A 26415-nucleotide genomic window follows, 5' to 3' on the forward strand; every position below is an offset into this window, starting at 1 on the left:
GAAGGCAGGCGCACATGGCCAACGTCGTCAAATACCTGACGTCGAAGGGCGAGACCCGCTACCGGGTCCGCTACAGGAAGCCCGACGGCACGCAGACCGACAAGCGCGGCTTCAGACGCAAGATCGACGCGACCACTTGGGCCGCCGAGCATGTGACCGTCGCCAAGGCGCGGGGCTCTTTCATCGACCCGCAGGACGCCAAGACGACCGTGGGCGAACTGTCCGGCGCGTGGCTGGACGCGAAGCGCACAAGGGTCAAGCCCTCCTACATGGACGATCTGGAGGCCGCATACCGGAACTGGGTGGAACCCGAGTGGGGCGGGGTGCCGGTCGGCATGGTCGCCCGCAAGGACGTCCAACAGTGGGTGACGGGCATGAGCGGGCGACGCGGGGCAAGCTGCGTGCTGCGCGCCTACGGCATATTGGCCGGCATCCTGGACGACGCGGCGAGGGACGGGCGCATCCCCGCGAACACAGCGCGCGGCGTCGAACTGCCGCGCAAGGTCAGGGGGCGCCGCGTCTACCTGACCTTGGAGGAACTGTACGCCTTCGCGGAACACGCGGGATGGCGGCATGACATCATCCTCACCCTGGGGCTGTGCGGGATGCGGTGGGGCGAGCTGGTGCCCCTGCGCGTCGGCAACGTCGATCTGGCGAGGCGCCGTATCCGCATAGAGGTGTCCGCGCCGATGGTGGGCGGCGTGCCCACGCCCGGCGACACGAAGACGCACGAGTCGAGGACGATCATGTATCCGACGGCCCTCGATCCGGTCATGGCCGCGCACTGCGAGGGCCGGGCGGATGACGCCCTCCTGTTCGAATCGCCCAGGCGGCCGGGCGAGATGATGCGGGAGCAGGGCAAAAGCTCGCGTGAGGACGGGTGGCTCCGCGTCGCATTGCGCCGGGCCGGCATCGCCAAGCAGATAACCCTGCACGACCTGCGCCATACGGCGGCGAGCCTCATGGTCGCCTCCGGCGCGAACGTCAAGGCCGTGCAACGGCAGCTGGGCCACAAGAGCGCGGCCATGACGCTGGACGTGTACGCCGACCTGTTCGACGACGATCTGGAGGCCCTGTCCGTCCGCATGGGCGAGATGATAGACGAAAGCGGATGTGGGCAAAATGTGGGCAAAAACTGGTGAGCGGACTCGAAACACTAGGCGGCAGTAGGGGTTGCGGGACTGTATATTTATGGTTCGATTCCCGAATGACGGGGCGGGGTCAGAACAGCGGATGCATGTCCGCCGTCGTCTCGGCGACCTGCTGACGACGGGGGCGGACCCTGGCCTCGACGATCCACGCGCCCGCCTCATAGCGGGCGCGCGCCTCGAACGCCCCCGTCTCGAACCCGCGTCGGATGCCGTTGTTGATCTTGTATGCGGCCTTGCGCGCGGCCGAACGGTTCGCCGCGTCCGCGATGGGATGCCATCCCTCATGGGTCATCAGCCAACGGGCGAGCTTCGGCCCGTTGCGTTTGACATTGAGAGGCTGCTCGTCCTCGACAAGCGCCTTCGGCGACTCCAACCCCAACTCGCGCAGGCGAAACAGCCACGCGCGCGCCGACGCCCTGTCGGGGAATTCAAAGACAATACGCACGCGATCCATGCGCATCACCATACGCGACCGACCGCCCCGACTCGCCGCACGCCCCGCCCGGTCCACAGGTGTGTGCCGAGCGGCGCGTATGGTTGGGACCATCATCGGATTGGGTCGGCCGAAGCCGATCGGCCGATCGGGATGCCGGTGGAACTGGTCCACGGAGGGGACGGAGCATGGAACCGAATCGCAATACGGGCAGGGTCGTCGGTCTGATCGCGTTGCTGGTGGCGGTCGCGATCGTGTTCGGCCTCATCGTGTGGAACACGGTGGGTCCCAGGGGGGATACCGACGGCAATGCCTCGGGCACGCCCGCGGAGACGGTCAAGGTGGACGGTTATCTGGGAGGCGAGAAGATCGGCCTGTTCGACGATCCCGCGTTCGCCAAGCTCGCGGCCGGCAAGGGCCTCGAGGTGTCGTACCGCAAGGCCGGCAGTCTCGCCATGATGGACGCCGACCGCAAGGGTCTCGACTACCTGTTCCCCTCCTCCCGCACCGCCGTCGAATACGGCAAGGCGCAGGGAATCAAACCGGTCAGAAGCGACATCGTGTTCAATTCGCCCATCGTCGTCTACACGCACAAGGCGGTCGCCGACGGACTCGTCTCCACCGGCATCATGAGCAGGGACGCCAACGGCGTCTACCGTCTCGACATGGCCAAGGCCGTCGCCGCGATGGAGGCGAACAAGACCTGGAACGATGTCGGATACGCCGCCGGATACGGCCAGTTCCGCATCGACTCCACCGATCCGGTGCAATCGAACTCAGGCAACGAATACGCGGCGCTGATCGCCACCGTCATGAACGGCGGATCGCCCGCCACCACCGAATCGGTCGCGCGCGACGGCGCCCGCGTGAAGGCGATCTTCGCGAAGTCGGGATGGATGGAGACCTCCAGTGAGGACTCGTTCAACCAGTTCCTGACCCTCGGCGTCGGCTCCAAGCCCATGACCGTGGGCTATGAATCGCAGATCCTCGACCTCGCCGCCAATAATCCGGATGCCTTCAAACAGGTGAAGGACGACCTCGTCGTCGCCTATCCGACGCCGACCGTCTGGTCGACGCATACGCTGATGGCGTTGGACGACAAGGGGGAGCGGCTGCTCGACCTGCTCACGTCGAAGGATGTGCAGCAGCTCGCCTGGCGCAGCCACGGGTTCCGGTCCGTGGACTATTCGGGCGCGGACCCGATTTCCCGGTTCGGCGTGAACGGTGTGGTTGATCAGGTGACGAATGTCGCCGAACTGCCGGACAATCAGGCGATGCAGGCGCTCATCGCGGCCCTCAAATAGGCACCAGACGTCTCGGAACAGGTCACCGCTTCGTCGTGAGCGTCGTGAACCCGCCTCGCTGCTCCCTCTTCGAAAGCTCCTCCAACGTCGGCATGCTCGCCAACGTTCCACGCGCCGACTCCAGACCGTCGAGCATCGAGCACTCCCTCGGCACCTCGCCGTCGTGGTCGCGCAGCATCTTGAGCATCTCATCGCGGCTCATGGATTTCGCCGTCATGCCAATACCTCCCTGACGTCGATCATGTAACTTCCAGCTTAATCGGCGTTTGTTCCGATCGTGGATTAACGACATACGACACGCCGTCGACAAATCGCCGTTTCATGTTCGGCGTGGGTCGGTTTCCGCGAGGTCGGGCGGATTTCATGGGACGGACGGCGGGCGTGCCGCGGCGGATACGACATGATTGAAGGCCGAAATTTAGCGAAAAGGCACTTCATGCCGGAAAAACACCGTAAGATAGAGGGAAGTTGCGTCATATAACGATGCACGCAGTTGAAACTAAAGATTAACGATACGTGAGGACTAATGGCAGAAGGTAGTACCGGAAGGCGGCGGTTTTCGGACAAGTGGGGTAAGCACGAGCTCGATGTGCTGGCCGTGTTGTCATCCGCGTTCCCGCAGTGGCTCACCTCACGTCAGATCGCCCAGCGAGTGAAGGCGTACGCCGATTCCTACGGAGAGCTGGCGGATCAGGCGGCCAAGGCGGCGTTCGCCAAGCAGTTCCAGCGTGACCGCGCCAAGCTCGCGGCCATGGGCATCGCCATCGAATCGCGCCAGCCCGAATACTCGTCCAAGTCCGAGGGGCAGGATTTCGCCTCGTACCGTCTGCAGCTCGGCGACGAACCCCGTGTGCGTCTGCGCTTCGATCCGGAGGACATGCCGGTTCTGGCGGCGGCGAACTACCTCGCCCGCTCCATGTCGATGTCCAGCGAATCCGATCAGAACGCGGGCGGCGGGCATGCGTCGCGCACCGCGCCGCGGGTGCCCCAGACTCCGATCCCCGGTCTCGGACTCGACTCGATCGCGCCCGGACTGGGCACCCAGACCATCCCCGACGCGCTCGTCAAGGTCATCGACTCCCGTCGTTTCGCCGCGACCATCGACGTGGACGGCGAGCATATCAACGTCGCGTACACCGATTCGGACGATCTGGCCATGTACGTGCTGGAGCATCCGGGCGCCTCGATCGTGAGCCCGCAGGAGGCCGCGGACGCGTTCCACCGCCGTCTCGTCGCCGCCGAATCGCTGGTGCTGGCCGACGTCGACGCGGAACAGCGCGCCGTCGAACTCGACGCCGCCAGCGTCGCCGCCAACGCGGACGGGGAGACCAGCGAGGACGAGGGCGCGAAACAGCGTTCCAAGAAGTCCTCGTTCCAGACCGGCAGCGAGGTGGACCGCCGCCTGCGTCTGATGCTGTTCCTCTCCGCGCATCTCGGGGAGGAGTTCTCGCTCGAGGAGCTCGCCGAGCGGTTCATCGGCCGGCCGCGCACCCCCGAGGAGCTCAAGAAGTCCGTCAATGTGATCCACAAGGACATCAACACGCTCACCACCGTCTCCGACGACGGCGAGATGGCCGGCAGCCAGTTCTTCGACATCGACTGGTCGCTGCTCGACGCCGAAGGCATCGTCTCGGCCACCAACTCGCTTGGTCTGGAGCGTCTCGCGGGCATCTCCCCGCAATACCTGAGCATGCTCACGGCCTCGGTGAGCTATCTGGCCCATTCGCCCCTGCTGCCCGACGAGCAGCGGGCACAGGCCGAAAGCCTGTACCATCGTCTGCACCAGCACGTCAAGCCGGGGCAGACGCCGTGGCTGAGCCTGACCGGATACGAGCTCGAACCGCACAACTTCGGGGTGGTCAAGCGAGCCATCACCTCGCATTCGCTGCTTGACATGACCTATACGGACGGCGCCGGCAACACGCGCAGGCGTCTGGTCGCGCCGGTCAAGATCTATGTGGACGAGGGCGTGTATTACGTGGCCGTGTGGACGGATGTGGCCAAGGCGGCCCCGGCCGACAGGCAGGACATCGTCCTGAAGAACCCGGCCATCAACAAGGCGAACGGCAAGCCGCGCACATGGCAGGTGCTGCGCATCGCGCGCATCGAGCAGGCGAAGCTCGTCGAACCCACCACGCGTCTGGACATCCCCGACATGCCGTTGAGCGAACTGCGCAAGTGGAGCTTCGACAACGGCACGGCGGCGTCGTTCATCACCGATGCGAAGGACATGGCGTTTGTCAAGAACCTGCCGGGGGCCACCGTGGAACCGTGCGGCCAGGGCGAGAAGGTCAACCTCATCGTCTCGTCCGACTCGTGGTTCGTCGCGTTCTGCATCGCGCATGCGCGTCATATCGTCGCCGTCGCCCCGGATACCCTGCGCACGATGATCATCGCGCGAGCTCAGCGCGAGCTGAGCGTCGTGACGCGCGGCGAGGATTGACCGTCCGCCGGTTCCGCGGTGCGGGACGGGTAAGACGGGGTGCAGACGGGATACAAGAGACACATGAGCGCAGAGCGCGGGGAGGATCGCGGCAAATCGCGGGAGGAGGAGTGATTCATGCCTTGGTGGATATGGCTGTTGCTGGTCTTGTTTATGGTCGCCATGCTCGTCATCGGCGGTGTCTACGCGCTTCGTCGCGCCATCGCGGCGCTTGGCGTCGTCTCCGAAACGGGGTCGCGGATCGGCGAGCGTCTGGAGCGCATGGGCGAACCGTCACAGGACGAGGCCGGTGATGAGGCCCCGATATTCACCCAGCCGTTGAAGACCGCAGCCGAGCGCTACGAAGACGCGCATGTCGGCGTGATCCTAAGGAAGGAAGCCAAGCGCAGCCGCCACGTCGAGGCGTGGAGGCGCTGGCGCAAGGGCGTTCTCGGATAGATGAGCAAGAAGAACAGCAACAGGGACAACAGCAGGAAGACCGGCGAAGGCGATCGCGCATTGTCACCCTCGGCGAGGTATGCGGCGTTCCGCAAGCGCCGGGCCGAGGATGCGAGCGTGGCCGCGAGATTCGCGCGCACCCTCCCGTTCGAACTTGACGACTTCCAATCGCAGGCGAACGACGCCCTCGAGGCCGGCAAGAACGTCCTCGTCGCGGCGCCCACCGGAGCCGGCAAGACGGTCGTGGCCGACTTCGCCGTCTACCTCGCGCAGGACCGTAACGTCAAGGCGTTCTACACCACACCGATCAAGGCGCTGAGCAACCAGAAGTACCACGATCTCGTCGACGTGTACGGCCCGGACAAGGTCGGCCTGCTCACCGGCGACACCTCGATCAATTCCGAGGCGGACATCGTGGTGATGACCACCGAGGTGCTGCGCAACATGCTCTACGAGCACTCCACCACGCTCGACGCGCTGCGCTATGTGATCCTCGACGAGGTCCACTACCTCGCCGACCGGTTCCGCGGACCGGTGTGGGAGGAGGTCATCATCCACTTGCCCGAGCGCGTCCGCATCGTGGCGCTGTCCGCGACCGTGTCCAACGTCGAGGACTTCGGCAAGTGGATCTCGTCCGTCAGAGGCGGGACCGAGCTCGTCGTCTCCGAACGGCGTCCGGTCCCGCTTGAGCAGCACGTCATCGTCCAGCGCGACGACCATACGGAACCTGAGATCATCGACCTGTACCGTCGCGACGACCACGGCGATCAGACCATGAAGCTCAACCCCGACCTCGCCGGCAGGCTCGACCAGCTCGACAGGATCGCGGCCCGCAGACAGGGCGAGGAGCGTTCGCACAAGCGTCATGACCACGGACGCAAGGGAGGCAAGGGCCGTCCGGGAGGGCAGACACGCAAGCCGGAACGGCACACGCCGCGCCGTTGGGCCGTCGTCGACGAGCTCAACTTCCTCGACATGCTGCCCGGCATCTATTTCATCTTCTCGCGCAACGGATGCGATCAGGCCGTGGAACAGTGCGTCAACGCCGGTCTCGAGCTCACCAGCGAGCAGGAGGCGAGGCGCATCCGCACGATCGTCGACGAGATGGTCGAGGGCCAGCTTTCCCAGGCCGATCTCAAGGCGCTGGGGTTCTCCCGTTTCCGCTTCGCGCTCGAGGAGGGCTTCGCCTCCCACCACGCAGGCATGATCGCCCTGTTCCGTCAGATCGTCGAACGACTGTTCGAGGAAGGGCTGGTCAAGATGGTGTTCGCCACCGAGACGCTGGCCCTCGGCATCAACATGCCGGCCCGGTGCGTGGTGGTCGAGAAGCTCGAGAAGTTCGACGGCACAGGCCATGTGGCACTGACCCCGGGGGAGTTCACCCAGCTGACCGGACGCGCCGGACGCCGCGGCATCGACACCATCGGCCACGCGATCGTCGTCGACCACCGGGGATTCGTCCCGGCCACGGCGGCGGCGCTCTCCAGCAAGCGCGTGTACCCGCTGCATTCAAGCTTCAAGGCCACGTTCAACATGGCGGTGAACCTGCTCAACTCCAGCGACTACGAGACCAGCAGGATCACCCTCGACCACTCCTTCGCCCAGTGGGAGGCGAACGCCTCCGCATGGGAGCTCGAATCGCGGATGGCCACGCTCAAGGAGGCGATCGACGGCTACGAGAAGGCCTTCTCATGCGAGCACGGCGACTTCCGCGAGTTCATGACGCTGCGCATGCGGCTGAGCGATCTCGAGAAGACGGAACGCAACCGTCTCAAACACACCGCGTTCCGCTCCGATAGCGAACGCAGCGATGCGTTCCGCGACCTCGACCGTCGCATCGGCGACCTGCGCAAGCAGGAGCAGCACCACCCATGCCGGGAATGCCCCGACCTGCAGCAGCACCTCAAATGGGGGCATCGCTGGACGCGCGAGATGCGGGAACTGGAACGCGTGCAGGAACGGTATGACTCGCGCACCGGATCGGTGGCCCGCCAGTTCGACCGCATCTGCGACGTGCTGACCGAACTCGGCTATCTCGAACGAAGTGGGGATCGTGATCTGCGGCTCACCGAGCATGGCCAACTGCTTCGGCGACTGTACAGCGAACAGGATGTGGTGCTCGCTCAGGCGATCCTGACCGGTGCGCTCGACCTGCTGCCGCCTGCGGGGTTGGCGGCGGTGCTGTCGCTGCTTGTCTACGAGGCCCGTCGCGGCGCCGGCGGGGAACCGCGCTACTATCCGGGATCGATCCACGGGCCGATCGCAGTCGCGGCCGGCGAACTCAAGGCGATCCGCAATCAGGTCAGCGCCCTGTGCGAGGACCATGGGCTCGACCCGCTGCCCGATCTGGACGCCGGCATCCTCGACATCATGTACGAGTGGGCCGACGGCGAGGACCTGTCCGAGGTGCTGCGCGGGGTCGAACTGACCGGCGGCGACTTCGTGCGCAACGCCAAGCGTCTGGCCGACGTGTTGCAGCAGATCGCGTCCGCGGAGAACTATCTCGGTCCCAACGGGAAATCGCTTGCCGAACGGGCGCGCAAGGCCGTCGAGATGGTCAACCGTGGCGTCGTGTCGTACTCCGGGGTCGACTGAGGCTTTGTAGAGGCGATTGGAATACCGGAATAAAGCGCTCGTCCGAGCTGTTTCGTAATGTTGATAGGTCTTATAAGGAGGACGTGATATGGCAGAACGCAGTCTGCGTGGCATGAGCATCGGCGCGAAGTCGCTGGAATCCGATTCGAACGTCGATTTCGCCGCGCGTGAGGAAGTCGCCTACGTATGCCCCAACGGCCACCGCACCATCCTGCCGTTCGCCGAGGGCGCCGAGGTCCCTGACGAGTGGGAGTGCCGTTGCGGCGCGACCGCGCATCGTGAGGGCGAGGACGCGGAGACCAACGAGATCGCCAAGCCGACCCGCACCCACTGGGACATGCTGCTCGAACGCCGCAGCGAGGAGGAGCTCAAGGAGCTGCTCGAGAAGCGTCTGCAGATGCACCGCGACGGCTGGATCCCCGACTACGAGTGAGCAGAGTGAACAGTGCATGAACGTTGTGCCCGGCCCGATTGGACCGGGCACATTTGTTCCAGATGACAACGTAATCTATTCTTGGCGATTCCGCCGAATGACAACAACGAGAGACATCAGGGAGTGACACCGATGGCTGAACATCCGAGGAACGTGGTCCTACTCGATCTGGACGGCACGCTCACCGATTCCGCGCCCGGCATCATCGCGGCCGTGACCGAGACCTTCAGGAAGATCGGCATGGCGGTGCCGGACGACGAGGAGCTGCATCGGTTCGTGGGCCCCGCCATCATCACCTCGCTGAAGCGCAACCATGTGCCGGAGGACAAGCTCGACGAGGCCGTCGACATCTACCGCGACTACTACGCCAACCAGAACGTGTTCGACGATCCGAACAACCCCGGTCAGAAGGTCGCCGGCCGATACGTCAACAAGGTGTTCGACGGCATCGCCGAGCAGCTCGACATCCTGCGCACAGACGGCTACTACCTCGCCGTGGCCACCTGCAAGCCCGAATACCAGGCCAAGCCGATCTGCGACCGCTTCGGCGTGACCCCGATGGTGTCCGGCATCTACGGCGCCAGCAAGGACAACTCGCGTCTGACCAAGGAGCAGGTCATCCGCTACTGCTTCGAGCACATCGACTTCGACGCGACCGCCGGCGACAAGGCGCTCATGGTCGGCGACCGTTGGACCGACGCCGACGGCGCGGTCGCATGCGGCCTCGACTGCCTCGGCTGCGGCTGGGGCTACGCCGAACCCGGCGAGCTCAAGGAGCACGGCTGCTACCGCATCATTGACGACATCGCCGACCTGAGCACCGCCGTCGAGGAGTACTTCGCGAAGTAGGATTGAGGCGGCGTTCCCGTTGGTGGTGGCATCCCGTCAGTTGCCTGGATCGATGCTCATGCGGATGTAGGCGGCGTGTTCGCGCAGGTATTCACGCAAATATGAAAACATAAAAGCTCCTCACGATCTCGTGAGGAGTTGGAGGAACGTTGTCTGTGGTGTGCTTCGGTAGCCTTGACAGCGGGATTCAGTAGCAGTCCCACTGGTAGACGGCGCGGGACAGGTCCCAGGCGCGCAACGCGTCGCGGGGAATGAGGATGTGGCCGATGCCGTTGTCGCCGAGCATCATCGAGAACTCGATGCTGTCGATCTGGGCGAGCTGGACGAGGTCATCACCGTCGTCGAGCCAGTCACGCGGATCGTCCTGCGTGAACGTGGGATGGCCGCCGAGCAGGTGGCCGCCCGTTCCAAGCAACTCGAACAGCAGGTCGTCGATATCCGCGTCGTTGTCGTCATAGAGGTCGCGCGCCTCGTCCCCGAGCCGGTCGAGGCACGCGTCAATGAGATCCTCGATCCCTCGGTCGCTCGTGTCCATGGGATTGCGGATGGGGGCGCCGACGAGTTTGAAGGTGACGTCGGGACCGCTGAACGGCAGGTCGTTGAGGTCGGACGTCCATGACGGTGCGACGACCCGCACGTCGCTGAGCAGCGGCGCGGGCAGATAGCGGATCTCCCACGGATGCTCCGCCTCGACGTCCTCGGCGATGAACAGCTGCAGCAACCCGTCCGTTGGATACCCATCCAGATGCGGCAGATCCGCGAAGTTCCACTGCGCCAACAGGAACAGGGGCGCTCCGTCTGCATCGACCGGATCGTTCCACTCCGTCGGCACCGGGTAGGGGCCGCCGTATTTCGTGTCCATCAGGGACGGCGAGGCGAGATCCCTTTTGTCGATGTCGCGCAACGTCTGCGGATCGAGGATCGCGCTGCCGTCCGCGGCCTGCACATGCAACGCCACGGCCGGAATCGAAGTGCGTTCCCGTATCATGTCCGCGATCGTCGAGGACAGTCCTTCAATCGTCGTCACGTCATTGGTCACATCATTGTGTGTGCTCATGCCGGTTCCCTTCCCGAAGTGTCCGGTACGGTTCCAGTCTACGCGGGGATCGCGTCGGATCGTACTGGTCCTGCGTGAGTGCCGTCAGTTCCGGATCCGTCGTATGCGGTGTGGATGTGCGCAATGTGGATCTGTTATGTGATATGGGCGACATTATGGGTATGTGTCGGCCGTTACGTAACAATGGGTTGTTACCGTTCACAACATGTTCGTCAAACAGCATACGAATCTTGATTATGCGGCGACGATGATCGGCGGCCCAGCCGGGGTCACGGCGAAGATCACCCGTCTGGCGCCCAGTCTTGCCTACGATGCGACGGTGGTCATCCCGGGGTTCTATGAGTTGCCGGAAATGGTCACACGCGACGCGTCCACTGTGGACAAGAAACGCGTCATCGTGCACGGCTCCTTCGCCGGATTGCACGAGGCGTGCGCGTGGGTGGATCGGCTCACCGGATCGCTGCATCAGACCGTCGCGGCCTGATCTGCGGCCTGATCGGCCTCGATCCGACGGGTCATGTATCTGCTGTGTCTCGTCGGATCAAGACCGATCGCGGGGACGGCTGACGCTTATGAAAGGTCAGTTGTCGTCATCCGTATCGTCCCCGTCGTCATTATCGTCGTCGGTGTCATTCTGATTGTCATCGTTGTCGTCGTTGGCATCGTCGTCCGACGAATCGTCTGAGTCGTTGCCGTCGTCTTGATCGTCGGCATCGTCGGCGTCGTCGTTTCCTGTATCGTCCGACGCGTCTGACGCATCGTCTGAGTCATCTGCATCGTCGTCCGACGTGCTGCTGGTGTCGTCTTGATCGTCGTCGTTCGACGTGGATTGTTCGGTCTCTGATTGCGAGCCTCTAGGCGCCGGTTGCGGCGAGGATGTGGTCCCGCACGCGGATACGCCCAGTACCAGCAACAATGCCGCGGCCGCTCCGACGAATATGGTGAACATGCGTTTGATTGAACTGGTCATGGTCGATTCCTTTATCGATCGTGCCGTATGACGGCTCCCACCACGGCCGTCGTCTTTCAATCATTCCATATCCGGCCATTCCGCGCACCCGGCTCGACTGTGGTGTGCATCACGCATGATGCACACCGGGTGGGTGACCATACGTGGCACCGGCATCAGGATCGAGCATTGTAGGGCTTGGCTAACGGATCTCCTCGCCTCAGCTTTCAGCGCGTGAATCCCGTGGGAACTGCGCGGGAACATGGCGGGAACTTCCATGACCGATCGTGGCGCGATCGCGTCCGCTGGGGCTAGTCTGAAAGTGGTTCCATGCATTGCCAGGATGGCAAGGAGGACGATATGAGGCCCTGTCCACGATGCGGTGCTCCATGCGCCGACGGTGCGGGAATCTGCGGTTCGTGCGGGACGGCGCTGCCTCCCGCAGGCCAGGTCGCGCAGTATCCCAATCCGTATCCCAATTATTCCAATCCATATCCCCGCTATCCCAACGCCTCCATGCCGGCCGCTCCGGTCATGCCTGCCGGGCAACCGGCAGGGCAGGGGCATCCGGCACGACTTCCGCTCATGGTCATGCTGATCGCCGTGATCATCGGACTCGTGGTCGCTTTCGTCTCCATGACCGGCATGTCGACGCTGTTCCTCTCCGGTGCGGGGAATGCCGGCATGGACTCTCCCGCGTACACGATGTATTTCCTCTGGAACGGGTTGCCGGCCTGCATCTCCGGCGTCCTAGTGCTCATGGCTCTCGCCGCATCGGTGTCGGCGTTGCAGGCTGGTGGCCGTGGCGGTCGTACACGCCGTGACCCCGTCCTCCCGTTCGCGATCCTCGCGGGCGTGTATGTGGTGTGCGGCTTGGGGCGGGCGATGTCCCGTCTCGCACAGGCGCGACAGCAGTATCACGGGGCTCCGTCAGGCTCTGGACAGTGGGCGATGAACGTCTGGAACGTGGTGATGATCCTGCTGCTCATCGCCGCGGCGGTGCTCTTCCTCATCGCGGTGCGATCCCCGCATATCCCGGCGATGGCCGCGCGGGGACAATCGCAGGGCCAATACGGACGTCGCAGTGAATCCCGCCGCGACAATGGGGGAGCGAAGATCGCCATCGCGGTGGCGACGGTGGTCTTCGCGCTCGGTCAAACGACCACCTCGCTGCTGGAGCGGATCATGCGTGTGAACGCCTTCGCCGATCCCGAATACAAGACGTTGCAGGCGACGGGCGCCGTGCTGACGGTCGTCTCGTTCGCGATCGCCGTGTACCTGTCCCTGCGGTTGACGGTGTCGTCCGTAGCGCATGACCGGACGGTTCCGCCGGATCGCACTGCTCGGCTGCACGTGGCGGACGGGGCGACCATGGTCGGCCTGATCCTCGGCTGTGTGGACGGCGTTCTGTCGTGGACGATCGCGTATGTGAGTGCCGGCGAGCGCCCCGGCGGTCCGGCCGCGTTCGCCGTGTTCCTTGGTACGTACGGGCCGTATGTGATGCTTTTCGGCAGGTATTTGATCGTTTTGATCGTCGTCATCATGACGCTGTCGGCACTGCCGCGGCCGTCCGGTTCGCGGTGATCGGCGGCAGCATCGCAACGGGAGGAGTGGCGTGACGGGTCGTATCGCGCAGGTTTGGGATCCACGGGCCACGTATCCCGGTATCGGAGTGGTGGGTGAAGACGGGTGGGGGCCGGTTCGCCGCGCGTCATGGAGTATCGGACCGGATGATGTCGTGAACGCCGTGATCCGTGCGACCAACGGACGTGATTATGTGGTTCCCGTGCATTGGGGGATTACCCGGGACGTCAACGGAGCCAAGGTGTCGGCGCGCATGTTCAATGTGCGGTTAAACGCGTTGGGTGATGGTCCGTATGCGGATGATGCCGGCTTCAAACGGTGCATTGTCCCGGTGAATGGCTTCTACCTGTGGTGTGGTGCGGTTCCCTGCTATGTGTATGCGGCCGACGGACGACTGCTGCTGGTCGCCGGGCTGTGCCGGAAGACGGGTAACCATGCCATGGATATGACGATCGTAACCGTGCCGGCTGTGGGACGGTTGTACTTGGTGTGCGACAACATGCCGTTGATCGTCGGCGAGGGCGGTTGCGCCGACCTGTGGCTGTCCGGCAAGGGAACGCTTGACGAGACCGCCGCCGTATTGACGGGGCGATTGGATTCGCTCGCGAAGGGTTGGAGGTTCCACAGGGTCGCCATGTTGCGTGGCGAAGGGAAAGGCAACATCCGGGCGACCGGGCCGATTATGCCGGTCGCCTTTGATCCGAAACCGGGTCTGTTCGATGACGAGGCCGGGACGGATTGGGAGGATTGGCGGATTCAAGGAGTGCCTTCACCCAGGGAGGTCGGTGAGTACAAGAATCATCTGACACGGGATCGGAAAAAGGCGTGGGGTCTTCCGGGGTCCCTCGAAGAGGGTTGGGTCGGAAGGCTGAAGATCCAGTGGCTGGACCTGCGTGATCATTGGCTGGATCCGGTTGGCGGCGTGCGCTACCCGTACGTGCCGTCGCCTGAGGAGCTGGAGTCCGTGGGGGCTCCCGACAAACGGACGCTGGAACGTTGGGGCGTGCCGGGTAGCCCGAAAGGTTGGAGGAGACATCTGCAGTCCGAGTGGAGGCGGCTGCACCCGGACTGGTGAACGATGGGCGGGGAATTCCCGGCGGATCAAAGTCGTGATCATATGGTAAAGATAGTAGGCGGAAGCCCACAAAGGAGTGATTCGCCATGTTCGGTTCGTCGTCGGCCATCGTCGGTGGCGTGCTGTTCGCAGCCGGTCTTATTGTCCTACTCGTCGCACTTGTCGTCTCGCAACGCATCCGCACGCTGCGTTCCCGTTGCACCGCCCGTACGCGCGGCACGGTCATTCGCTTCGTCGAACATGAGAATGATTGGAATCTCACGCTGACGCCGGAAATCCGGTACGACGCCGACGGCCGTGAACGCACGGTGCTGGCCGCGGCCACGGCCGGGTTGCCTGATATGCATCTGGACGAGCGGACTGACGTCGCCTATGATCCCACTCACCCGGATGTCGCGTATCTTCCGTCCGATCGGCATGTCGGCGCCATGACGCGTACCATGACGGCCGCGGGCGCCGTCTGTCTCGTGGCTGGTGTGGCGCTTGCCGCTGCCAGTGCGTGAGATCCGATGTTCGCCTTGGGCGTGATCCTCACGCTCGTTGGTGCCGTACCTGTTGCCGCCGGCGCCATCGGTTTCGTCCGTGTGCGTCGGCTGCGGTCGGGATGCCGGTTGGCCATGACCGGCGTGATCGTTCGTCGTCTGCGGAATACGCGTGATGGCACATGGAATCTCGTGGTCAGGTATCTGATCCGAGGCGTGCCGTATACGATCGTCTCAAAGGGGTGGAATCAGGACGTACGGTTCCGGCCCGGCCAGACCGTCACCGTCGTGTGTGATCCGACCCGTCCGCATACGGCGCGATTGGACGCCGATCGGCCGTCATACGTCGGTCCGATGCTGGAGATAGGGGCGGGCGCTCCGCTGCTGGCGATCGGCGTCGAATTGTCGGCGGTCGCGTTGCTATAGCCGCAGATCGCCGGTGAGCGTGGGGTCTTCGGACGATGGGCGGCCGGCACACGCTCGACATGCGTGTTGGTCGTGGTCATGGTCGTGGTTCCGGTCCGTTCCGGCCGTCCCCGGCCCGGATTATGGTGAGAGCAAACATACATACAGTGTGTTCCGCTTACGCGGGTGATTTCATGAATATGCGCGGACCCGTGGTGTTTCTTACTTCTACAATGCTTTCGGCTTTTCCGCGAGACACCGACGGAATGTCCGCCGTTTACGTTTGACTTTCATACCCTGTTCTTGAAAGGGGTTTCATCATGTTGAACTTCATCATCGACGAATCGCGTCCGTTCACGTTCGCCGCCCATCTGACGGGAGCGAGGAACGGTGTGACCGCGAGGATCGCGAAGCTTGCGCCGAACCTGCCGTATGACGCGTCGGTCAAGGTGCCTCGCCGGCTGATCCCGGCTGACATGCCGGTCCAGCCGTTCGGCGTGGACGGGATCCTGCACCAGAGCTTCGACCGTCTGTCCGACGCCGAGGACTGGACCGCCGCATGGGCGAACCGGTGACGGCAAGGAGGAACCGCATATGCGACTGATCGGCAATATCCTGTGGATCGTGCTCGGCGGCATCGAGATCGCCATCGGCTGGGCGGTCGTCGGGTTCGTACTGTGCGTCACGATCGTCGGCATCCCGCTCGGGCTGCAAGCGTTCAAGATGGCGGGACTGACCCTGACGCCGTTCGGCAAGACCGTGCGATACGGCGGGGGAGCGGGATCGACGTTCGCGAACATCATCTGGGTCGTGCTCGTCGGCATCTGGATGGCGATCGGGTACGTGGTCGCCGGACTACTCAACTGCGTGACGATCATCGGCATCCCGTTCGGCATCCAGTCGTTCAAGATGGCCAAGCTCGCCCTCTGGCCGTTCGGCGCGGAGATCATGGACGCATGAACCGCATCGTTTCTTGAAGATGCCGCATATCGACAAGCCTCTTATCGTCCGTGCTCTTCGTATCGCCGGTTTCGCGTTGGTTGCGCCGGTCGCGGCGTTCTGGATCCCGCCGTTCTTCGACATGGTGTCGCGACTGCCGGGGGACGCGGTCACGATCGCGGCGTTCATATGCTATGCGCTGGGGCTGCTTTGCTGGATCATCTCGTTCTTCATGTCGTTTCTGGATGACGCCCCGGCTGATCCAGTCGAGTTTCGTCGGCGCATGATCGTCGGTGTGGCGCGTGTGCTCGCCGAGTGGACGATGGCGATAGCCGCGTTGCCGGTTGCGTTCATCGGGTTCGTTGGCGTGGCGGACCTGATCGATCCGGCGCCGGTGATACCGGGGTAGTCGGGCCGGTCGTACAGCATGCGTGGAACCGGGGGAGGATACGTCATGCTCGAGCGCGATCATGGAGGCATGATCCCGAGAATCGGCTCACGATACGCGGCCTCCCACGCGGCCGCATCGGACGCGGCCCGCCTATACGGCAGGAACCTGCATGTCAGCATTGTCGGCGTGACGATCGTATCCATCCTGTTCGTCCTCATCGCGTTCGCCGGCCTGCACGGCATAGGCATTGGGTTGGCCGACGGGACGACGCCCGCGCTGATCGGCGGATTGGCTCTGCTGGCGATCGGCGTCGCGCTCGGTCTCGCGCTATGGATCCGGCCGGGCAGGATGTCGTCGCGTCAGCCCGCCGTCCGCGCCACACTCGCCGACCCGCGCATCGTCGGATTGAATCCGGCCGCACTTGGCGTCGAACCTGTGTACCGGCCGGACCGGGGCGACGACGAGGGCGTGGACCAGTTCCCGTTGCAGCTCATGCTCTGGCGAGCCGATATGCCGCCTATGCGGGCGCGCCTGTACGCGTACGTGCCGCGTGAAGACTGGACGGCGATGACCGGTATGCCCGTCCCGATGACGTTCGTGGCGCCGGACCGTCTCACCATGATCATGGTCAACGTGGAACTGGCCGGCACCGTCATGACGGTCATCGCCGTCCAGCCGATCGCGGTCGACGCGGTGGCCGACGCGTTCTGGCATAACGGCAATTTCCGTATCCCGGATGACATGTTGATCGGACGGAACGGCGGTGCGGACAGCATGGCCGTCGGATTCAGGGTGCCGTGACGAACAGGAGTCGGCGTTGACATCGTGCACCGGCAGTCCAATTGACGATCTACGTCGACGGGCTGATTGCCAGCAGGTGTTGAATCTGACGGCCAAGGATGTCTCGGCTTGGTTGGCGGGTTTGTTCTGTCATAATGGAGTGCGGGTATGAATGCGATGAAAGGAAACGCATCATGATCAGCGGCACGATTGTCAGGGCGCAACGGTTCTCGTACTCCTCGAAATGGCATGAAGCCTACAACATCGACGAGGTCGACAGGTTCCTGGAGGATCTCGCCGACCGGTTGGATCGTCGCGAACCCGTGGATGCCCAATGGGTGCGAGACTTCACCTTCCAGACCGTGCGATTCGTCAAAGGATACGATATCGACGAAGTCGACGACTTCCTCTCCCGCGTCGAGCGTGAGCTCTCGTACGGCGACACGACGAGTACATCGGCTGACCTCTCGGCGTTGTCGACCGTGGAACTGGTGCAGAGGATCACGGATTACACCGCGGAACTGAAACGAAGGGGATTGTCATGATCGATGTTGTGGTGCGGGGACCAGTCGTTTAAAGTCTGTTGCCAAGGAGGTGCTTCTTATGGGTAACGCTAAAGCCCAACAATTGGCTGTCAGGCTTAAGGATGATGGCGTCTGGAAGACCGCCAATCTGAAGATGCAGGGGATTCCGTATTCCGTGGCTTCCACGGTTGCGAACACCGGGTTGAGCAATATCTTAGGGATAACGCTGTGGAATTGGCTCCAAGCGGTTTGACTAGGGAAAGGATGAGGACCCTAATGGATTCAGCCGGAACCGGAGACCGATTTGACTGAACGGTGTGTCGAATTGGCGAAACGGAAGAGCATCGATCTGCTGTGGAAGACCGCAAGCATCGTTCAAGGACAGATTGTTGGAATACTACGAGTCGAATGAACGCGGACCTTTTGTGAAGTGGCTGAAATACCATGCGGTGGGTCATCTTGAGGATCAAGGACTCACTCGAGCGCAAATGGACGGGGTGGATGCGATCTCCGCGGAGTAACCATCGCAGATGGTTTGCGTCCGGCGACGTGTGATTATCGTTTGATTATCCAAACCTGACTATCGAGCCGATAATGCACGTTATGTCAGAAAGGATATTGGTGAAATCCCCATCCTACGCTCAGACAACTGCCGAACGGACGCTGGTGCGCCTACCTCGACCTCGCTCGGCGAGGACCCCTGTCGACGGCAGACGCCGCCGCGTCAGCACCGTCGGACGCACCAGGACCGAAACGCTGGACCGCGCCAAAGCCAAACTGCTCGAGCCGCCAAACCAGCACGAACCACAGCATGATGGTCCACCTCCTTTACGACACGGGTATGTGTCCCCCGCGTTCGCCCCCCGTGCGCGACCCCTCCACCATCCACCGCATCACATCCAACCCGGCCGCCGCCACACCATCCGCCACACCATCCATCACACCCACACGCACACCCCCATCCGGGAACGACACCAGCACCACCGCATCCACGTCATCCGTCAGATATTCCAACAAGACCAGCTCATACCACCGCGCATACACGCGTTCCACATCCAGATCCCTGAACAAGCGCGGCGGGATGAGCCCGAGAATACGCACCGTCTCCGGAAGCGCATCCCACGCAAACACGCCGTCACGAACCTCCAAACACCCCACCGTGCCCCGCAAAAACGGCGCATCCAACGCCACATCCCGCGCCACCAACACCAAACCGAAACCAGCATCAACCATCGCAACCTCCCATTCCAACCGGATCACACACACCAACCATAACCGGACAAACCGCCGCGACCCCGCGCCGACAGTCCCGACAGGCCCGGCAGGCCCGGCAACGGCGCCGACAAGACCGGACAACTATGTCCCCGTCGTCATGACCGTCCGAGCCAACCGGCGACCCCTGTGGAACCGGGCGGATGAGGCGGTCGCCTCCGTTGCTCGCCTTGTCTGGCTGATCGCGTTCGCGTGGGGGTCCGTCATCAGCCGTAACCTCGACGAGCATTGGGTACGGTTCCTCGCCTCCATGGCCGGACTCGTTCTTGCAGTGATACTGTTCTACCTGCTTGCGCTCATCGTCGGCAGTATCGCCATGAATGTCGTCAACGGTTACGTCGGATCGTTCCTGTATCGATTCGCGATTCACCGATACTCAAGGCTCGTTTGCCATGCGATGTCATGTGCGAACGGGCCTTTTCCGTGTTCGGGCGGCGGTGCTGAAGGTGGTATGGAAGACCTGAAAAAGTTTTCCGCAACAAACCGTGTGAATTCCTGATTCGATCATATGTTCGACTAAGATGAATCATCTCTTTGCAAGACACGTTTTACCGCGTCGTCAAGGAATCTATGGAGGAATACAGGAAATGAGAATGCATACGTTGCTCACCCGTGCCGCCGCCGGTCTGCTTGTCGGCCTGCTTGCGCTCACCGGTGGTTGTTCCGAGGCGCAAATCAATAGCGCGATCAATGAAGCAAAGTCGTACGTCGACAGCTCACAGACCACTGACGACAACCCGGCGACCGGTACGGCGCCCGCGGACGGCACATGGGACGAGAACACCGCGCCCAACTACTACCTCGTCACCGGCAAGGCGGACTTCACCGCCGCCGGCACCATGCCGGCCGCCGGACAGGTGCGCATCGGAGATCCCGACTCGCTGAACCGGCCGACCGGCGCGTACGCGACCGTCACCTACCAGTTCATGCAGTCCGGATCGGACCGCGACCGGAACATGCCCGACACGATCACCGGCTGGCCGGAGCACAACCCGAAGGCGGAGATCACGTTCGCATCCGGCCGCGTGTACCACGGCTACCTGTTCAACAAGAGCCACCTGCTCGCCAAGTCGTTGGGCGGCCCCGACGAGCCGGACAACATGATCACGGGCACGCGTCCGCAGAACGTCGGCGACAACGACAAGACCCCCGGCGGTATGGCCTACACGGAGACTGAAGCGCGCGAGTGGCTCAAGGCCAACCCGAGCGGCACCATCCAGTACATGGCCGTGCCGAAATACGTCGGCGACGAGCTGGTCCCCCGCACCGTTGACGTCGACATCAAATCCAGCGACGGGTCAATCGACGAGCATGTCGTCACGTTCAACGCCGCCAAGGGCTATGACATCGACTACCAAAACGGCGGAGTCAAGTAGCACCAGATCACTGCTTGAAGCGCTTGAAGCACGAAGAGGGCTCTGAAGGAACATTCCTTCAGAGCCCTCTCCCCTATGGCCTATGCCATCGGCCATGGATCATCCGATCAGTTGGACGGGACCTCGCCCTCCTGCGCGTGGTCGAAGTTCGGGACGTTCTTCGCGTCGAACTTGTACACGCCGATGTTGGCGGAGCTCGGGTCGTTGCTCTTGTTGAACGGGCCGATGCCGGTGACGCCCTTGTAGTGGATGTCCTTGCCGGACTTCAGCGCGGCGAGGCACTCCTTGTAGGTCGTGCACTCGGTGCCGCCGTCCGCTCCGGAGACGGCCGCCATGTTCTTCTGGATGGTCTCGCCGTCGGCGGAACCGCCCTTCTGCGCGGCGAGCGCGGCGAGGATGATGCCGTCGTATGTTTCGGCGCCGTAGGTGAAGGTGCTGATGTCCTTGCCGTACGCGTCGACGAGCTGCTTCTGGAAGTCGTCGGAGGCCATGACGCCTGGGATGGTGCCCTTGGAGCCTTCGAGGAGCCCCGCGTCGAGGTCCTTCGAATAGTCGGCGGTGTTGCCGTCGACGAAGTACAGCTTGTGGGTGTCGATGCCCTGCGACGCCATCTCCTTGACGAGCGGCTTGGTCTGGTCGAAGGCGATGATGGCGATCGCGTCGGGGTTGGACGCCTTGATGGCGGTCACGATCGACGAGAAGTTCGTCTCGGTCGGGTCGAAGGCGTCCTTTTCGCCGTAGACGACGTTGACGCCGGCATCCTTGACGGTCTTGACGACGGTGTCGCGAAGACCGGTGCCGTACTCGTCGTTGAACACCGCTACGGCGAGGTTCTTGACGCCGTCCTGCGCGATGACCTGACCGAGCACGGTGCCCTGGACGGTGTCCGGCGGGACGGTGCGGAAGAAGTAGGGGCTCAGGCCGGAGAAGTCGGAGCTGGTGGCGCCCATGGAAAGCATCGGGATCTTCTGTTCGGTGATGGACTTGTAGACGTTCTTGACCACGGAGCTGGATGCGGGGCCGATGATGAACGACGGCTTCTTCGACAGGACCGACTGGGTGGCCGACGTGTTCTGGTCGGCGTGGTCGGCGTCGGACGTATCGGCGTCGACGGTTGTCACATCCTTGCCGAGGACGCCGCCGGCTGCGTTGATGTCCTTGACGGCGAGCTTCTCCGCGGCCAGTTCAGGAGGCGCCAGATAGGCGAGCGATCCGGTTTCGGGCCACAGGCCTCCCAGTGTGAACGTGTCGACCTTGCCGGAGCCGGAGTCGCCGCTGGCCCCGGACGAACCGGAGCCGGACGAACCGCATCCCGCGAGTGCCATGACCGCCGCAGCCACGGCCGCTGTGGCCGTGAGCATGATCCTCTTTGAATTCAACATGTGAATCACCACTTCCTCTCAAGCCCTTGCGGGCAATGGTGTTCGATGTTCGTTGTTGTGATGTTCGATGCGAGTCTTCGTTTCCCCGTTTCCTTCTCGAATCTTGGGCTTCACCCTACGCATCGCTTGATTCGTGCGGATTGTTGCCGTGTAACCGTCGTATGAAGTCCGAAAACCGTTGGAAACAAAATCGTTGGAAACAAAATCGTTGGAAACAAAAGGCTTCTATGTCAGCGGCCTTCCTCCTGCACCTCCTCCTCCAGATTGCCCAGATACAGGGAGATGACCTTCGGGTCCTCGAGCAGGTCGCGGCCACGACCGGAATAGGCGTTGCGTCCCTGATCGAGCACGTATCCCCTGTCGCAGATCTGCAGGCATCGCCGGGCGTTCTGCTCGACGATGATGACGGAGACGCCGGCCTTGTTGATCTGTCGTACGCGGATGAAGGTCTCGTCCTGAAGCATCGGGGACAGTCCCGCGGACGGCTCGTCGAGCAATAGCACGGACGGGTTCATCATCAGCGCGCGGGCCATGGCGACCATCTGCCTCTCGCCTCCGGAGAGCGAGCCGGCGAGCTGGTCCCTGCGCTCCCCCAGCCTGGGGAAGATCGAGCACACGTAGTCGAAACGTTCGTTGAACTTCTTCGGTGCCTGATAGGCGCCCATGTGCATGTTCTCCGCGATCGTGAGGCTCGGGAACACGTTCTCGGTCTGCGGCACGAATCCGACGCCGAGGGAGACGAGCTTGTCGGCCCGCAGGTTCGTGATGTCCTGGCCCTTGAGAATCAGATGGCCGGAATGGATGTGGACGAGTCCGAACAGGGATTTGAGCAGCGTGGACTTTCCGGCGCCGTTCGGTCCGATGATGCCGACGATCTCGCCCTGATGCAGGGTCAGGGACGCGCCGTTGAGGATGTTCACGCCCGGCAAATAGCCGGCGACGAGATCCACGGCGTCCAGCAGCGGCTCTCCTGCGGGCTCCCCCACATGGATCTCGGCGCGCGGGCGCGTGTCGGTGCCCGGCAGCATGTCGATGTCGCTCATGTCGCTCATGGTCAGTGCTCCCCCTTGTCCGTATCATCCGTGTCGTCCATGACGCAGTCGTCTCCCAGATCGATGTTCGCGTGGGATCCGAGATACGCGTCGATGACCGCCGGATCGTTCATCACGGTCTTCGGGCGGCCTTCGGCGACGATTTTGCCCTCAGCCATGACGGTGACCCAATCGGCGATGTGGCGCACCATGTTGATGTCGTGCTCCACGAACAGCACGGTCGTCTCCTCCTCGCGCAGGGCCATGATGTGGTCCAGCAGCGACTGCTTCAGCGCCGGGTTGACGCCGGCCATCGGCTCGTCGAGCATGACCAGTTGCGGGTCGGACATCAGGGCGCGTGCCATCTCCAGCAGCTTGCGCTGGCCTCCGGAGAGCGAGCCGGCGAAATCGTCCTTCTTCTTGATGAGCAGGAACCGTTCCAGCAGCGCCTCGGCCTTCTCGATGTTGGCCCGTTCCTGCCGTTTCCACAATCCGGGAATGAGCGCCCGGAACATGCCCTCGCCGGGCTGCACGGGGGCGCCGAGCAGCATGTTGTCGAGGACGGTGAGGCGGCTCATGACCTTGGTCAGCTGGAAGGTGCGCACCATGCCCATGCGGGCCACCTGTTCGGGATGCACATGGGCGAGATCGTGGCCGTCGAAGCGCCACGAACCGGTGTTGGGGGTGTCGAACCCGGTCATGAGGTTGAAGAACGTGGTCTTGCCGGCGCCGTTCGGCCCGATCAGCGCCGTGATGCCATGGCGTTCGATCTCGAAGTGGTCCACGTCGACGGCGGTCATGCCGCCGAACCGTCGGGTCACCTTGTCGGCCACGAGGATCGGATCGGGCTTGTGGACGCCGGGCCTGTTCTCGACGAACTCCAGGTCCTCCCGGACCTTGTCGCCGAACGCGGTTGAGATCAGATGCTCTCCTTCGGGCGCCTTGGTGGCCCATTGGGCGAGGTCGTGGAACGGCTTGCCGGGTTGCGCGGGATTCACGTCGCGTTCGGAGAGGTTGGCGGCGGTCACGCCGGCGATCGTCTCTTCGTCACCACTCCCCGCGGACGGCTTATTCGGTTGCTGCTGCCTGTTTCCGGGCATTTCGATGTCAGACATTGAAGGCCAGCTCCTTTCGGTCTCCCAACAGGCCCTGCGGTCTGAAGATCACAAGGCACATCAGCGCGACGCCGACGATCACCCATCCGAGCGATTCGACCTGGTTCGAGGAGATCAGCGTGTCCGGGATGGCCCCGCGCATGAGCTCCTTGATGAACGTGAGCAGCACCCACAGCAGGCACGATCCGACGATCGGACCGAAGATCGTGGCGGCGCCGCCCAGCAGCAGGATCGTCCACGCGTAGAAGGTGACCGCGCGTCCCAGCGAATCAGGCTGCACCGAGCGCGGCAGCACGAAGATGACGCCGCCGAGCGCACCGACGACGCCTCCCAAGATCAGCGCCTGCATCTTGTAGACGGTCACGTTCTTGCCAAGCGAACGGATCGCGTTCTCATCCTCACGGATGCCCTTGAGCACGCGTCCCCACGGCGAGTGGAACCAGCGCCAGCACAGCAGCGCGGCGATCGCCACCAGCACCCAGGCCACGATGCGCAGCCACCACGAGTCGGCGATGTTGTTCGAGTACGTCCACAGCAGGAACGTGGTCGACCCCTGCGGCAGGGGCGAGAGATCCTCGAACCGCGTGGTGAAGTCCTGCGGCGAGATGCCGGCGGAACCGCCGGTGATGGTCGTCATCGCGGTCGACCGTCCGATGATGCGGATGATCTCGGCCGCCGCGAGCGTGACCATGGCCAGATAGTCGGGGCCAAGCTTGAGGGTGGGGATGCCGAGCAGCAGCGCGTAGATCACGGCCAGCGCGATCGCGGCGCACAGGGAGGCGAACAGGTTGCCGCCCATCATCTGTACGATCGCGAAACCGTACGCGCCGAGCAGCATGAAGCCGGCCTGTCCCATGTTCATCAACCCGGTCATACCGAAGTGGATGTTCAGTCCGATCGCCGCCAGCGCGTATGCGGCGGTGGTCGGGGCGATGAGCTCGCCCAGCGTATTGGTGATGACGGTCATGATGTCCATGTCTCAGCCCACCCTTTGCTGCTTGCCGAAGATGCCCTGCGGACGCACCAGCAGGACGATGATGAGGATCGCCAGTGCGCTGGCGTACCGCATGTCGTTGGGGATGACGAGCGAGCTCATGTCCGCCACGATGCCGATGACCAGGGCGCCGACGAGCGCCCCGTTCGCGGTGCCGAGACCGCCCAGGGTCACGGCTGCGAACATAAGCAGCAGCAGCGTCGCGCCCGTGTTCCAGGAGATGCCGTTGAGGTACACGCCGAGCAGCACGCCGGACAGCGCGGCCATCGCGCAGGAGATGATCCACACGATGCGCACCACCTGCTCCACGTTGATGCCGGACGCGGCGGCCAACGCCGCATTGTCGGAGACCGCACGGGTCGCGCGTCCCAGCCGCGTCCGGTACAGGAACAGGCTGACCCCGACGATGACGACGATCGCGATGCCGGCCGAGATGAGCGTCGGCGCGTCGGTGGTGACGGGGCCGAGCTGGAAGCTCGCCGGCACCGACTTGACGATGCCCTTGATGTCGCCGCCGAAGAAGAACTGGAAGAGATACTGCAACGCCATCGACAGGCCGATCGTGACGATCATCTGCTGCATCGTGCCGACACGCTTGCGCCGCAGCGGGGCCCAGACCAGCTCGTTCTGGATCCAGCCGGTGAGCGCGCCGATCACGACCGCGAAGACGGCGGACGGGATGAGGGGCCAGTGCAGCACCTGCGTGCCCACGTACGCCATGAGCCCGCCGAGGCTGACCTGCTCGCCGTGGGAGAAGGAGCTCAGCCCGGTGGTGCCGTACACGAGGTTCATGCCCACGGACATGAGTCCGAGCATGAGTCCGAAGATCACGCCGGAGAACAGCTGCTGCCAGAACCGCGCGCCGATGTTGGCGCCGAGCGAGGATCCGCCGGATTGAGTGGCCTTATCCGCGTTCGAGCCGACACCCGTCGTTCCGGACTTGCCGGATGATGACGGGCCGGTGGAGCCGCCGTCGGAGCCGGACGGCGCGGGCTTGTCGAAACGGACCACCTGGCGGGCCTTGTCGAAGCTGTTCATCTTGACCTCGACGGTGGCCTTCGCCGCCTTGAGCCCGTGCTCCTTGGCCACCGATTCGTCCATCGAGACGGTGTATTCGCCGTCCTTGGCCACGCTGAACGCCCAGTTGCCGTTGGCGTCGGTGGTTGTGGTCGCGCTTTCGGCGCCGCCCAGTGTGATCTCGACTCCGGCGATGGGCGCCTTGTTCGTGTCCTGCAGGATGCCGTTGACGCATCCGTTCGTCGCGGAGGGGTTGCAGGTCGGTACCGCCTCGGCCGCCCGGGCCGCGGTCGGTGGAATGATGAGAAACGCCATCAGTAGGGTAGAAACCGCTGTGAATACGAACAGTAGCAATCCCATTCGATGACGCCGTTGTAGTGTTACGGCTGCCATGTG

29 protein-coding genes and 2 pseudogenes are annotated in these 26415 nt (G+C 63.4%); 21 read left to right on the plus strand and 10 right to left on the minus strand.

Annotated features, from left to right (window positions below):
• Positions 1 to 14: 14 nt before the first annotated feature.
• Positions 15 to 1142: a tyrosine-type recombinase/integrase gene (locus CSQ85_RS01710; protein WP_150382574.1), complete on the plus strand. Its 1128-nt coding sequence runs from the start codon at positions 15 to 17 to the stop codon at positions 1140 to 1142.
• A 79-nt stretch (positions 1143 to 1221) separates the two neighbouring features.
• Here the strand turns inward: CSQ85_RS01710 and CSQ85_RS01715 are convergent, their stop codons facing one another.
• Complete coding sequence (locus CSQ85_RS01715; protein WP_150382575.1) at positions 1222 to 1605, minus strand: hypothetical protein; 384 nt, start codon at positions 1603 to 1605, stop codon at positions 1222 to 1224.
• A gap of 167 nt (positions 1606 to 1772) precedes the next feature.
• Between CSQ85_RS01715 and CSQ85_RS01720 the strand changes: the two genes are divergently transcribed.
• Positions 1773 to 2888, plus strand: coding sequence for a substrate-binding domain-containing protein (locus CSQ85_RS01720; protein ID WP_150382576.1), 1116 nt, complete (start codon positions 1773 to 1775; stop codon positions 2886 to 2888).
• A gap of 22 nt (positions 2889 to 2910) precedes the next feature.
• Here the strand turns inward: CSQ85_RS01720 and CSQ85_RS01725 are convergent, their stop codons facing one another.
• Positions 2911 to 3105 (minus strand): hypothetical protein, encoded by a 195-nt coding sequence (locus tag CSQ85_RS01725; protein WP_107040520.1) that lies wholly within the window; start codon positions 3103 to 3105, stop codon positions 2911 to 2913.
• Positions 3106 to 3414: 309 nt separating this feature from the next.
• On the opposite strand from CSQ85_RS01725, the pseudogene CSQ85_RS13575 reads away from it, so the two are divergent.
• The 6 genes and pseudogenes from CSQ85_RS13575 to CSQ85_RS01750 form a co-directional block, all read left to right on the plus strand.
• A pseudogene (locus CSQ85_RS13575) lies at positions 3415 to 4159 on the plus strand (helix-turn-helix transcriptional regulator); the annotation flags it as partial.
• 89 nt (positions 4160 to 4248) lie between these two features.
• Positions 4249 to 5331, plus strand: a pseudogene (locus CSQ85_RS13580) (helix-turn-helix transcriptional regulator); the annotation flags it as partial.
• A gap of 117 nt (positions 5332 to 5448) precedes the next feature.
• On the plus strand, positions 5449 to 5769 hold the full coding sequence (locus tag CSQ85_RS01735; RefSeq protein WP_150382578.1) for a hypothetical protein: 321 nt from the start codon (positions 5449 to 5451) through the stop codon (positions 5767 to 5769).
• On the plus strand, positions 5770 to 8364 hold the full coding sequence (locus CSQ85_RS01740) for a DEAD/DEAH box helicase (RefSeq protein ID WP_150382579.1): 2595 nt from the start codon (positions 5770 to 5772) through the stop codon (positions 8362 to 8364).
• Positions 8365 to 8452: 88 nt separating this feature from the next.
• On the plus strand, positions 8453 to 8797 hold the full coding sequence (locus CSQ85_RS01745) for an RNA polymerase-binding protein RbpA (RefSeq protein ID WP_150382580.1): 345 nt from the start codon (positions 8453 to 8455) through the stop codon (positions 8795 to 8797).
• Positions 8798 to 8929: 132 nt separating this feature from the next.
• Complete coding sequence (locus tag CSQ85_RS01750; protein ID WP_150382581.1) at positions 8930 to 9646, plus strand: HAD hydrolase-like protein; 717 nt, start codon at positions 8930 to 8932, stop codon at positions 9644 to 9646.
• 187 nt (positions 9647 to 9833) lie between these two features.
• On the opposite strand, the gene CSQ85_RS01755 is transcribed toward CSQ85_RS01750, so the two are convergent.
• Positions 9834 to 10703 carry a DUF1963 domain-containing protein gene (locus CSQ85_RS01755; RefSeq protein WP_150382582.1) on the minus strand — a complete coding sequence of 290 codons (870 nt, stop codon included), beginning with the start codon at positions 10701 to 10703 and terminating at the stop codon, positions 9834 to 9836.
• A 205-nt stretch (positions 10704 to 10908) separates the two neighbouring features.
• Between CSQ85_RS01755 and CSQ85_RS01760 the strand changes: the two genes are divergently transcribed.
• Positions 10909 to 11187, plus strand: a complete 279-nt coding sequence (locus CSQ85_RS01760) for a hypothetical protein (RefSeq protein ID WP_043166484.1) — start codon at positions 10909 to 10911, stop codon at positions 11185 to 11187.
• A 96-nt stretch (positions 11188 to 11283) separates the two neighbouring features.
• Here the strand turns inward: CSQ85_RS01760 and CSQ85_RS01765 are convergent, their stop codons facing one another.
• Positions 11284 to 11673: a hypothetical protein gene (locus tag CSQ85_RS01765; RefSeq protein ID WP_150382583.1), complete on the minus strand. Its 390-nt coding sequence runs from the start codon at positions 11671 to 11673 to the stop codon at positions 11284 to 11286.
• 564 nt (positions 11674 to 12237) lie between these two features.
• Between CSQ85_RS01765 and CSQ85_RS01770 the strand changes: the two genes are divergently transcribed.
• From CSQ85_RS01770 to CSQ85_RS12980, 10 genes are all read left to right on the plus strand, one after another.
• The gene (locus tag CSQ85_RS01770) at positions 12238 to 13236 is read left to right on the plus strand and encodes a hypothetical protein (protein WP_150382584.1); all 999 of its coding nucleotides are present in this window, start codon (positions 12238 to 12240) and stop codon (positions 13234 to 13236) included.
• Between the two features lie 31 nt (positions 13237 to 13267).
• Positions 13268 to 14311, plus strand: a complete 1044-nt coding sequence (locus CSQ85_RS01775; RefSeq protein WP_150382585.1) for an SOS response-associated peptidase family protein — start codon at positions 13268 to 13270, stop codon at positions 14309 to 14311.
• An 86-nt stretch (positions 14312 to 14397) separates the two neighbouring features.
• A complete protein-coding gene (locus CSQ85_RS01780; RefSeq protein ID WP_150382586.1) occupies positions 14398 to 14814 on the plus strand; it encodes a DUF3592 domain-containing protein in 417 nt (138 codons plus the stop codon).
• A 114-nt stretch (positions 14815 to 14928) separates the two neighbouring features.
• Positions 14929 to 15219, plus strand: a complete 291-nt coding sequence (locus tag CSQ85_RS13585; RefSeq protein WP_449495011.1) for a DUF3592 domain-containing protein — start codon at positions 14929 to 14931, stop codon at positions 15217 to 15219.
• A gap of 299 nt (positions 15220 to 15518) precedes the next feature.
• Positions 15519 to 15773 carry a hypothetical protein gene (locus CSQ85_RS01790; RefSeq protein WP_107040537.1) on the plus strand — a complete coding sequence of 85 codons (255 nt, stop codon included), beginning with the start codon at positions 15519 to 15521 and terminating at the stop codon, positions 15771 to 15773.
• 19 nt (positions 15774 to 15792) lie between these two features.
• On the plus strand, positions 15793 to 16158 hold the full coding sequence (locus CSQ85_RS01795) for a YccF domain-containing protein (protein ID WP_150382588.1): 366 nt from the start codon (positions 15793 to 15795) through the stop codon (positions 16156 to 16158).
• A gap of 19 nt (positions 16159 to 16177) precedes the next feature.
• Positions 16178 to 16546 carry a hypothetical protein gene (locus tag CSQ85_RS01800; protein ID WP_150382589.1) on the plus strand — a complete coding sequence of 123 codons (369 nt, stop codon included), beginning with the start codon at positions 16178 to 16180 and terminating at the stop codon, positions 16544 to 16546.
• 45 nt (positions 16547 to 16591) lie between these two features.
• Positions 16592 to 17329, plus strand: coding sequence for a hypothetical protein (locus CSQ85_RS01805; protein WP_190972833.1), 738 nt, complete (start codon positions 16592 to 16594; stop codon positions 17327 to 17329).
• A 173-nt stretch (positions 17330 to 17502) separates the two neighbouring features.
• Positions 17503 to 17853 carry a DivIVA domain-containing protein gene (locus CSQ85_RS01810; protein ID WP_190972834.1) on the plus strand — a complete coding sequence of 117 codons (351 nt, stop codon included), beginning with the start codon at positions 17503 to 17505 and terminating at the stop codon, positions 17851 to 17853.
• A gap of 58 nt (positions 17854 to 17911) precedes the next feature.
• Positions 17912 to 18085 carry a hypothetical protein gene (locus CSQ85_RS12980; protein WP_190972835.1) on the plus strand — a complete coding sequence of 58 codons (174 nt, stop codon included), beginning with the start codon at positions 17912 to 17914 and terminating at the stop codon, positions 18083 to 18085.
• A 575-nt stretch (positions 18086 to 18660) separates the two neighbouring features.
• Here the strand turns inward: CSQ85_RS12980 and CSQ85_RS01815 are convergent.
• Positions 18661 to 19092, minus strand: coding sequence for a hypothetical protein (locus tag CSQ85_RS01815; protein ID WP_150382592.1), 432 nt, complete (start codon positions 19090 to 19092; stop codon positions 18661 to 18663).
• A gap of 112 nt (positions 19093 to 19204) precedes the next feature.
• Between CSQ85_RS01815 and CSQ85_RS01820 the strand changes: the two genes are divergently transcribed.
• Both CSQ85_RS01820 and CSQ85_RS01825 read left to right on the plus strand, forming a co-directional pair.
• Positions 19205 to 19603 (plus strand): hypothetical protein, encoded by a 399-nt coding sequence (locus CSQ85_RS01820; RefSeq protein ID WP_150382593.1) that lies wholly within the window; start codon positions 19205 to 19207, stop codon positions 19601 to 19603.
• A gap of 88 nt (positions 19604 to 19691) precedes the next feature.
• Positions 19692 to 20480: a DNA/RNA non-specific endonuclease gene (locus tag CSQ85_RS01825; RefSeq protein ID WP_190972836.1), complete on the plus strand. Its 789-nt coding sequence runs from the start codon at positions 19692 to 19694 to the stop codon at positions 20478 to 20480.
• Positions 20481 to 20587: 107 nt separating this feature from the next.
• On the opposite strand, the gene CSQ85_RS01830 is transcribed toward CSQ85_RS01825, so the two are convergent.
• From CSQ85_RS01830 to CSQ85_RS01850, 5 genes are all read right to left on the minus strand, one after another.
• The gene (locus CSQ85_RS01830) at positions 20588 to 21862 is read right to left on the minus strand and encodes an ABC transporter substrate-binding protein (protein ID WP_223846765.1); all 1275 of its coding nucleotides are present in this window, start codon (positions 21860 to 21862) and stop codon (positions 20588 to 20590) included.
• Positions 21863 to 22092: 230 nt separating this feature from the next.
• Positions 22093 to 22890, minus strand: a complete 798-nt coding sequence (locus tag CSQ85_RS01835; protein WP_223846779.1) for an ABC transporter ATP-binding protein — start codon at positions 22888 to 22890, stop codon at positions 22093 to 22095.
• Positions 22891 to 22916: 26 nt separating this feature from the next.
• Entirely contained in the window at positions 22917 to 24008 is a 1092-nt protein-coding gene (locus tag CSQ85_RS01840) for an ABC transporter ATP-binding protein (protein ID WP_223846766.1), read from the minus strand.
• Positions 24001 to 24984: a branched-chain amino acid ABC transporter permease gene (locus CSQ85_RS01845; protein WP_150382596.1), complete on the minus strand. Its 984-nt coding sequence runs from the start codon at positions 24982 to 24984 to the stop codon at positions 24001 to 24003. The genes CSQ85_RS01840 and CSQ85_RS01845 overlap by 8 nt, the downstream gene beginning before the upstream one ends.
• Before the next feature lie 3 nt (positions 24985 to 24987).
• Positions 24988 to 26412 carry an ABC transporter permease subunit gene (locus CSQ85_RS01850; RefSeq protein WP_150382597.1) on the minus strand — a complete coding sequence of 475 codons (1425 nt, stop codon included), beginning with the start codon at positions 26410 to 26412 and terminating at the stop codon, positions 24988 to 24990.
• Positions 26413 to 26415: the final 3 nt, after the last annotated feature.

Origin of the sequence: Bifidobacterium rousetti (assembly GCF_008698235.1) — a bacterium.
Lineage (GTDB): Bacteria > Actinomycetota > Actinomycetes > Actinomycetales > Bifidobacteriaceae > Bifidobacterium > Bifidobacterium rousetti.

What these genes read in the sequence shown, in the direction of transcription:
- CSQ85_RS01845 (WP_150382596.1), bottom strand. Translation starts at nt 24,984, where the DNA reads ATGGACATCATGACCGTCATCACCAATACGCTGGGCGAGCTCATCGCC.
- CSQ85_RS01820 (WP_150382593.1), top strand. Translation starts at nt 19,205, where the DNA reads ATGACCGTCCGAGCCAACCGGCGACCCCTGTGGAACCGGGCGGATGAG.
- CSQ85_RS01765 (WP_150382583.1), bottom strand. Translation starts at nt 11,673, where the DNA reads ATGACCAGTTCAATCAAACGCATGTTCACCATATTCGTCGGAGCGGCC.
- CSQ85_RS01715 (WP_150382575.1), bottom strand. Translation starts at nt 1,605, where the DNA reads ATGGATCGCGTGCGTATTGTCTTTGAATTCCCCGACAGGGCGTCGGCG.
- CSQ85_RS01825 (WP_190972836.1), top strand. Translation starts at nt 19,692, where the DNA reads ATGAGAATGCATACGTTGCTCACCCGTGCCGCCGCCGGTCTGCTTGTC.
- CSQ85_RS01735 (WP_150382578.1), top strand. Translation starts at nt 5,449, where the DNA reads ATGCCTTGGTGGATATGGCTGTTGCTGGTCTTGTTTATGGTCGCCATG.
- CSQ85_RS01760 (WP_043166484.1), top strand. Translation starts at nt 10,909, where the DNA reads ATGTTCGTCAAACAGCATACGAATCTTGATTATGCGGCGACGATGATC.
- CSQ85_RS01770 (WP_150382584.1), top strand. Translation starts at nt 12,238, where the DNA reads ATGGTCATGCTGATCGCCGTGATCATCGGACTCGTGGTCGCTTTCGTC.
- CSQ85_RS01750 (WP_150382581.1), top strand. Translation starts at nt 8,930, where the DNA reads ATGGCTGAACATCCGAGGAACGTGGTCCTACTCGATCTGGACGGCACG.
- CSQ85_RS01710 (WP_150382574.1), top strand. Translation starts at nt 15, where the DNA reads ATGGCCAACGTCGTCAAATACCTGACGTCGAAGGGCGAGACCCGCTAC.
- CSQ85_RS01795 (WP_150382588.1), top strand. Translation starts at nt 15,793, where the DNA reads ATGCGACTGATCGGCAATATCCTGTGGATCGTGCTCGGCGGCATCGAG.
- CSQ85_RS01740 (WP_150382579.1), top strand. Translation starts at nt 5,770, where the DNA reads ATGAGCAAGAAGAACAGCAACAGGGACAACAGCAGGAAGACCGGCGAA.
- CSQ85_RS01790 (WP_107040537.1), top strand. Translation starts at nt 15,519, where the DNA reads ATGTTGAACTTCATCATCGACGAATCGCGTCCGTTCACGTTCGCCGCC.
- CSQ85_RS01850 (WP_150382597.1), bottom strand. Translation starts at nt 26,412, where the DNA reads ATGGCAGCCGTAACACTACAACGGCGTCATCGAATGGGATTGCTACTG.
- CSQ85_RS01780 (WP_150382586.1), top strand. Translation starts at nt 14,398, where the DNA reads ATGTTCGGTTCGTCGTCGGCCATCGTCGGTGGCGTGCTGTTCGCAGCC.
- CSQ85_RS13585 (WP_449495011.1), top strand. Translation starts at nt 14,929, where the DNA reads ATGACCGGCGTGATCGTTCGTCGTCTGCGGAATACGCGTGATGGCACA.
- CSQ85_RS01805 (WP_190972833.1), top strand. Translation starts at nt 16,592, where the DNA reads ATGCTCGAGCGCGATCATGGAGGCATGATCCCGAGAATCGGCTCACGA.
- CSQ85_RS01745 (WP_150382580.1), top strand. Translation starts at nt 8,453, where the DNA reads ATGGCAGAACGCAGTCTGCGTGGCATGAGCATCGGCGCGAAGTCGCTG.
- CSQ85_RS01800 (WP_150382589.1), top strand. Translation starts at nt 16,178, where the DNA reads ATGCCGCATATCGACAAGCCTCTTATCGTCCGTGCTCTTCGTATCGCC.
- CSQ85_RS01835 (WP_223846779.1), bottom strand. Translation starts at nt 22,890, where the DNA reads ATGCTGCCGGGCACCGACACGCGCCCGCGCGCCGAGATCCATGTGGGG.
- CSQ85_RS01720 (WP_150382576.1), top strand. Translation starts at nt 1,773, where the DNA reads ATGGAACCGAATCGCAATACGGGCAGGGTCGTCGGTCTGATCGCGTTG.
- CSQ85_RS01830 (WP_223846765.1), bottom strand. Translation starts at nt 21,862, where the DNA reads ATGTTGAATTCAAAGAGGATCATGCTCACGGCCACAGCGGCCGTGGCT.
- CSQ85_RS01755 (WP_150382582.1), bottom strand. Translation starts at nt 10,703, where the DNA reads ATGAGCACACACAATGATGTGACCAATGACGTGACGACGATTGAAGGA.
- CSQ85_RS01840 (WP_223846766.1), bottom strand. Translation starts at nt 24,008, where the DNA reads ATGTCTGACATCGAAATGCCCGGAAACAGGCAGCAGCAACCGAATAAG.
- CSQ85_RS12980 (WP_190972835.1), top strand. Translation starts at nt 17,912, where the DNA reads ATGGGTAACGCTAAAGCCCAACAATTGGCTGTCAGGCTTAAGGATGAT.
- CSQ85_RS01810 (WP_190972834.1), top strand. Translation starts at nt 17,503, where the DNA reads ATGATCAGCGGCACGATTGTCAGGGCGCAACGGTTCTCGTACTCCTCG.
- CSQ85_RS01725 (WP_107040520.1), bottom strand. Translation starts at nt 3,105, where the DNA reads ATGACGGCGAAATCCATGAGCCGCGATGAGATGCTCAAGATGCTGCGC.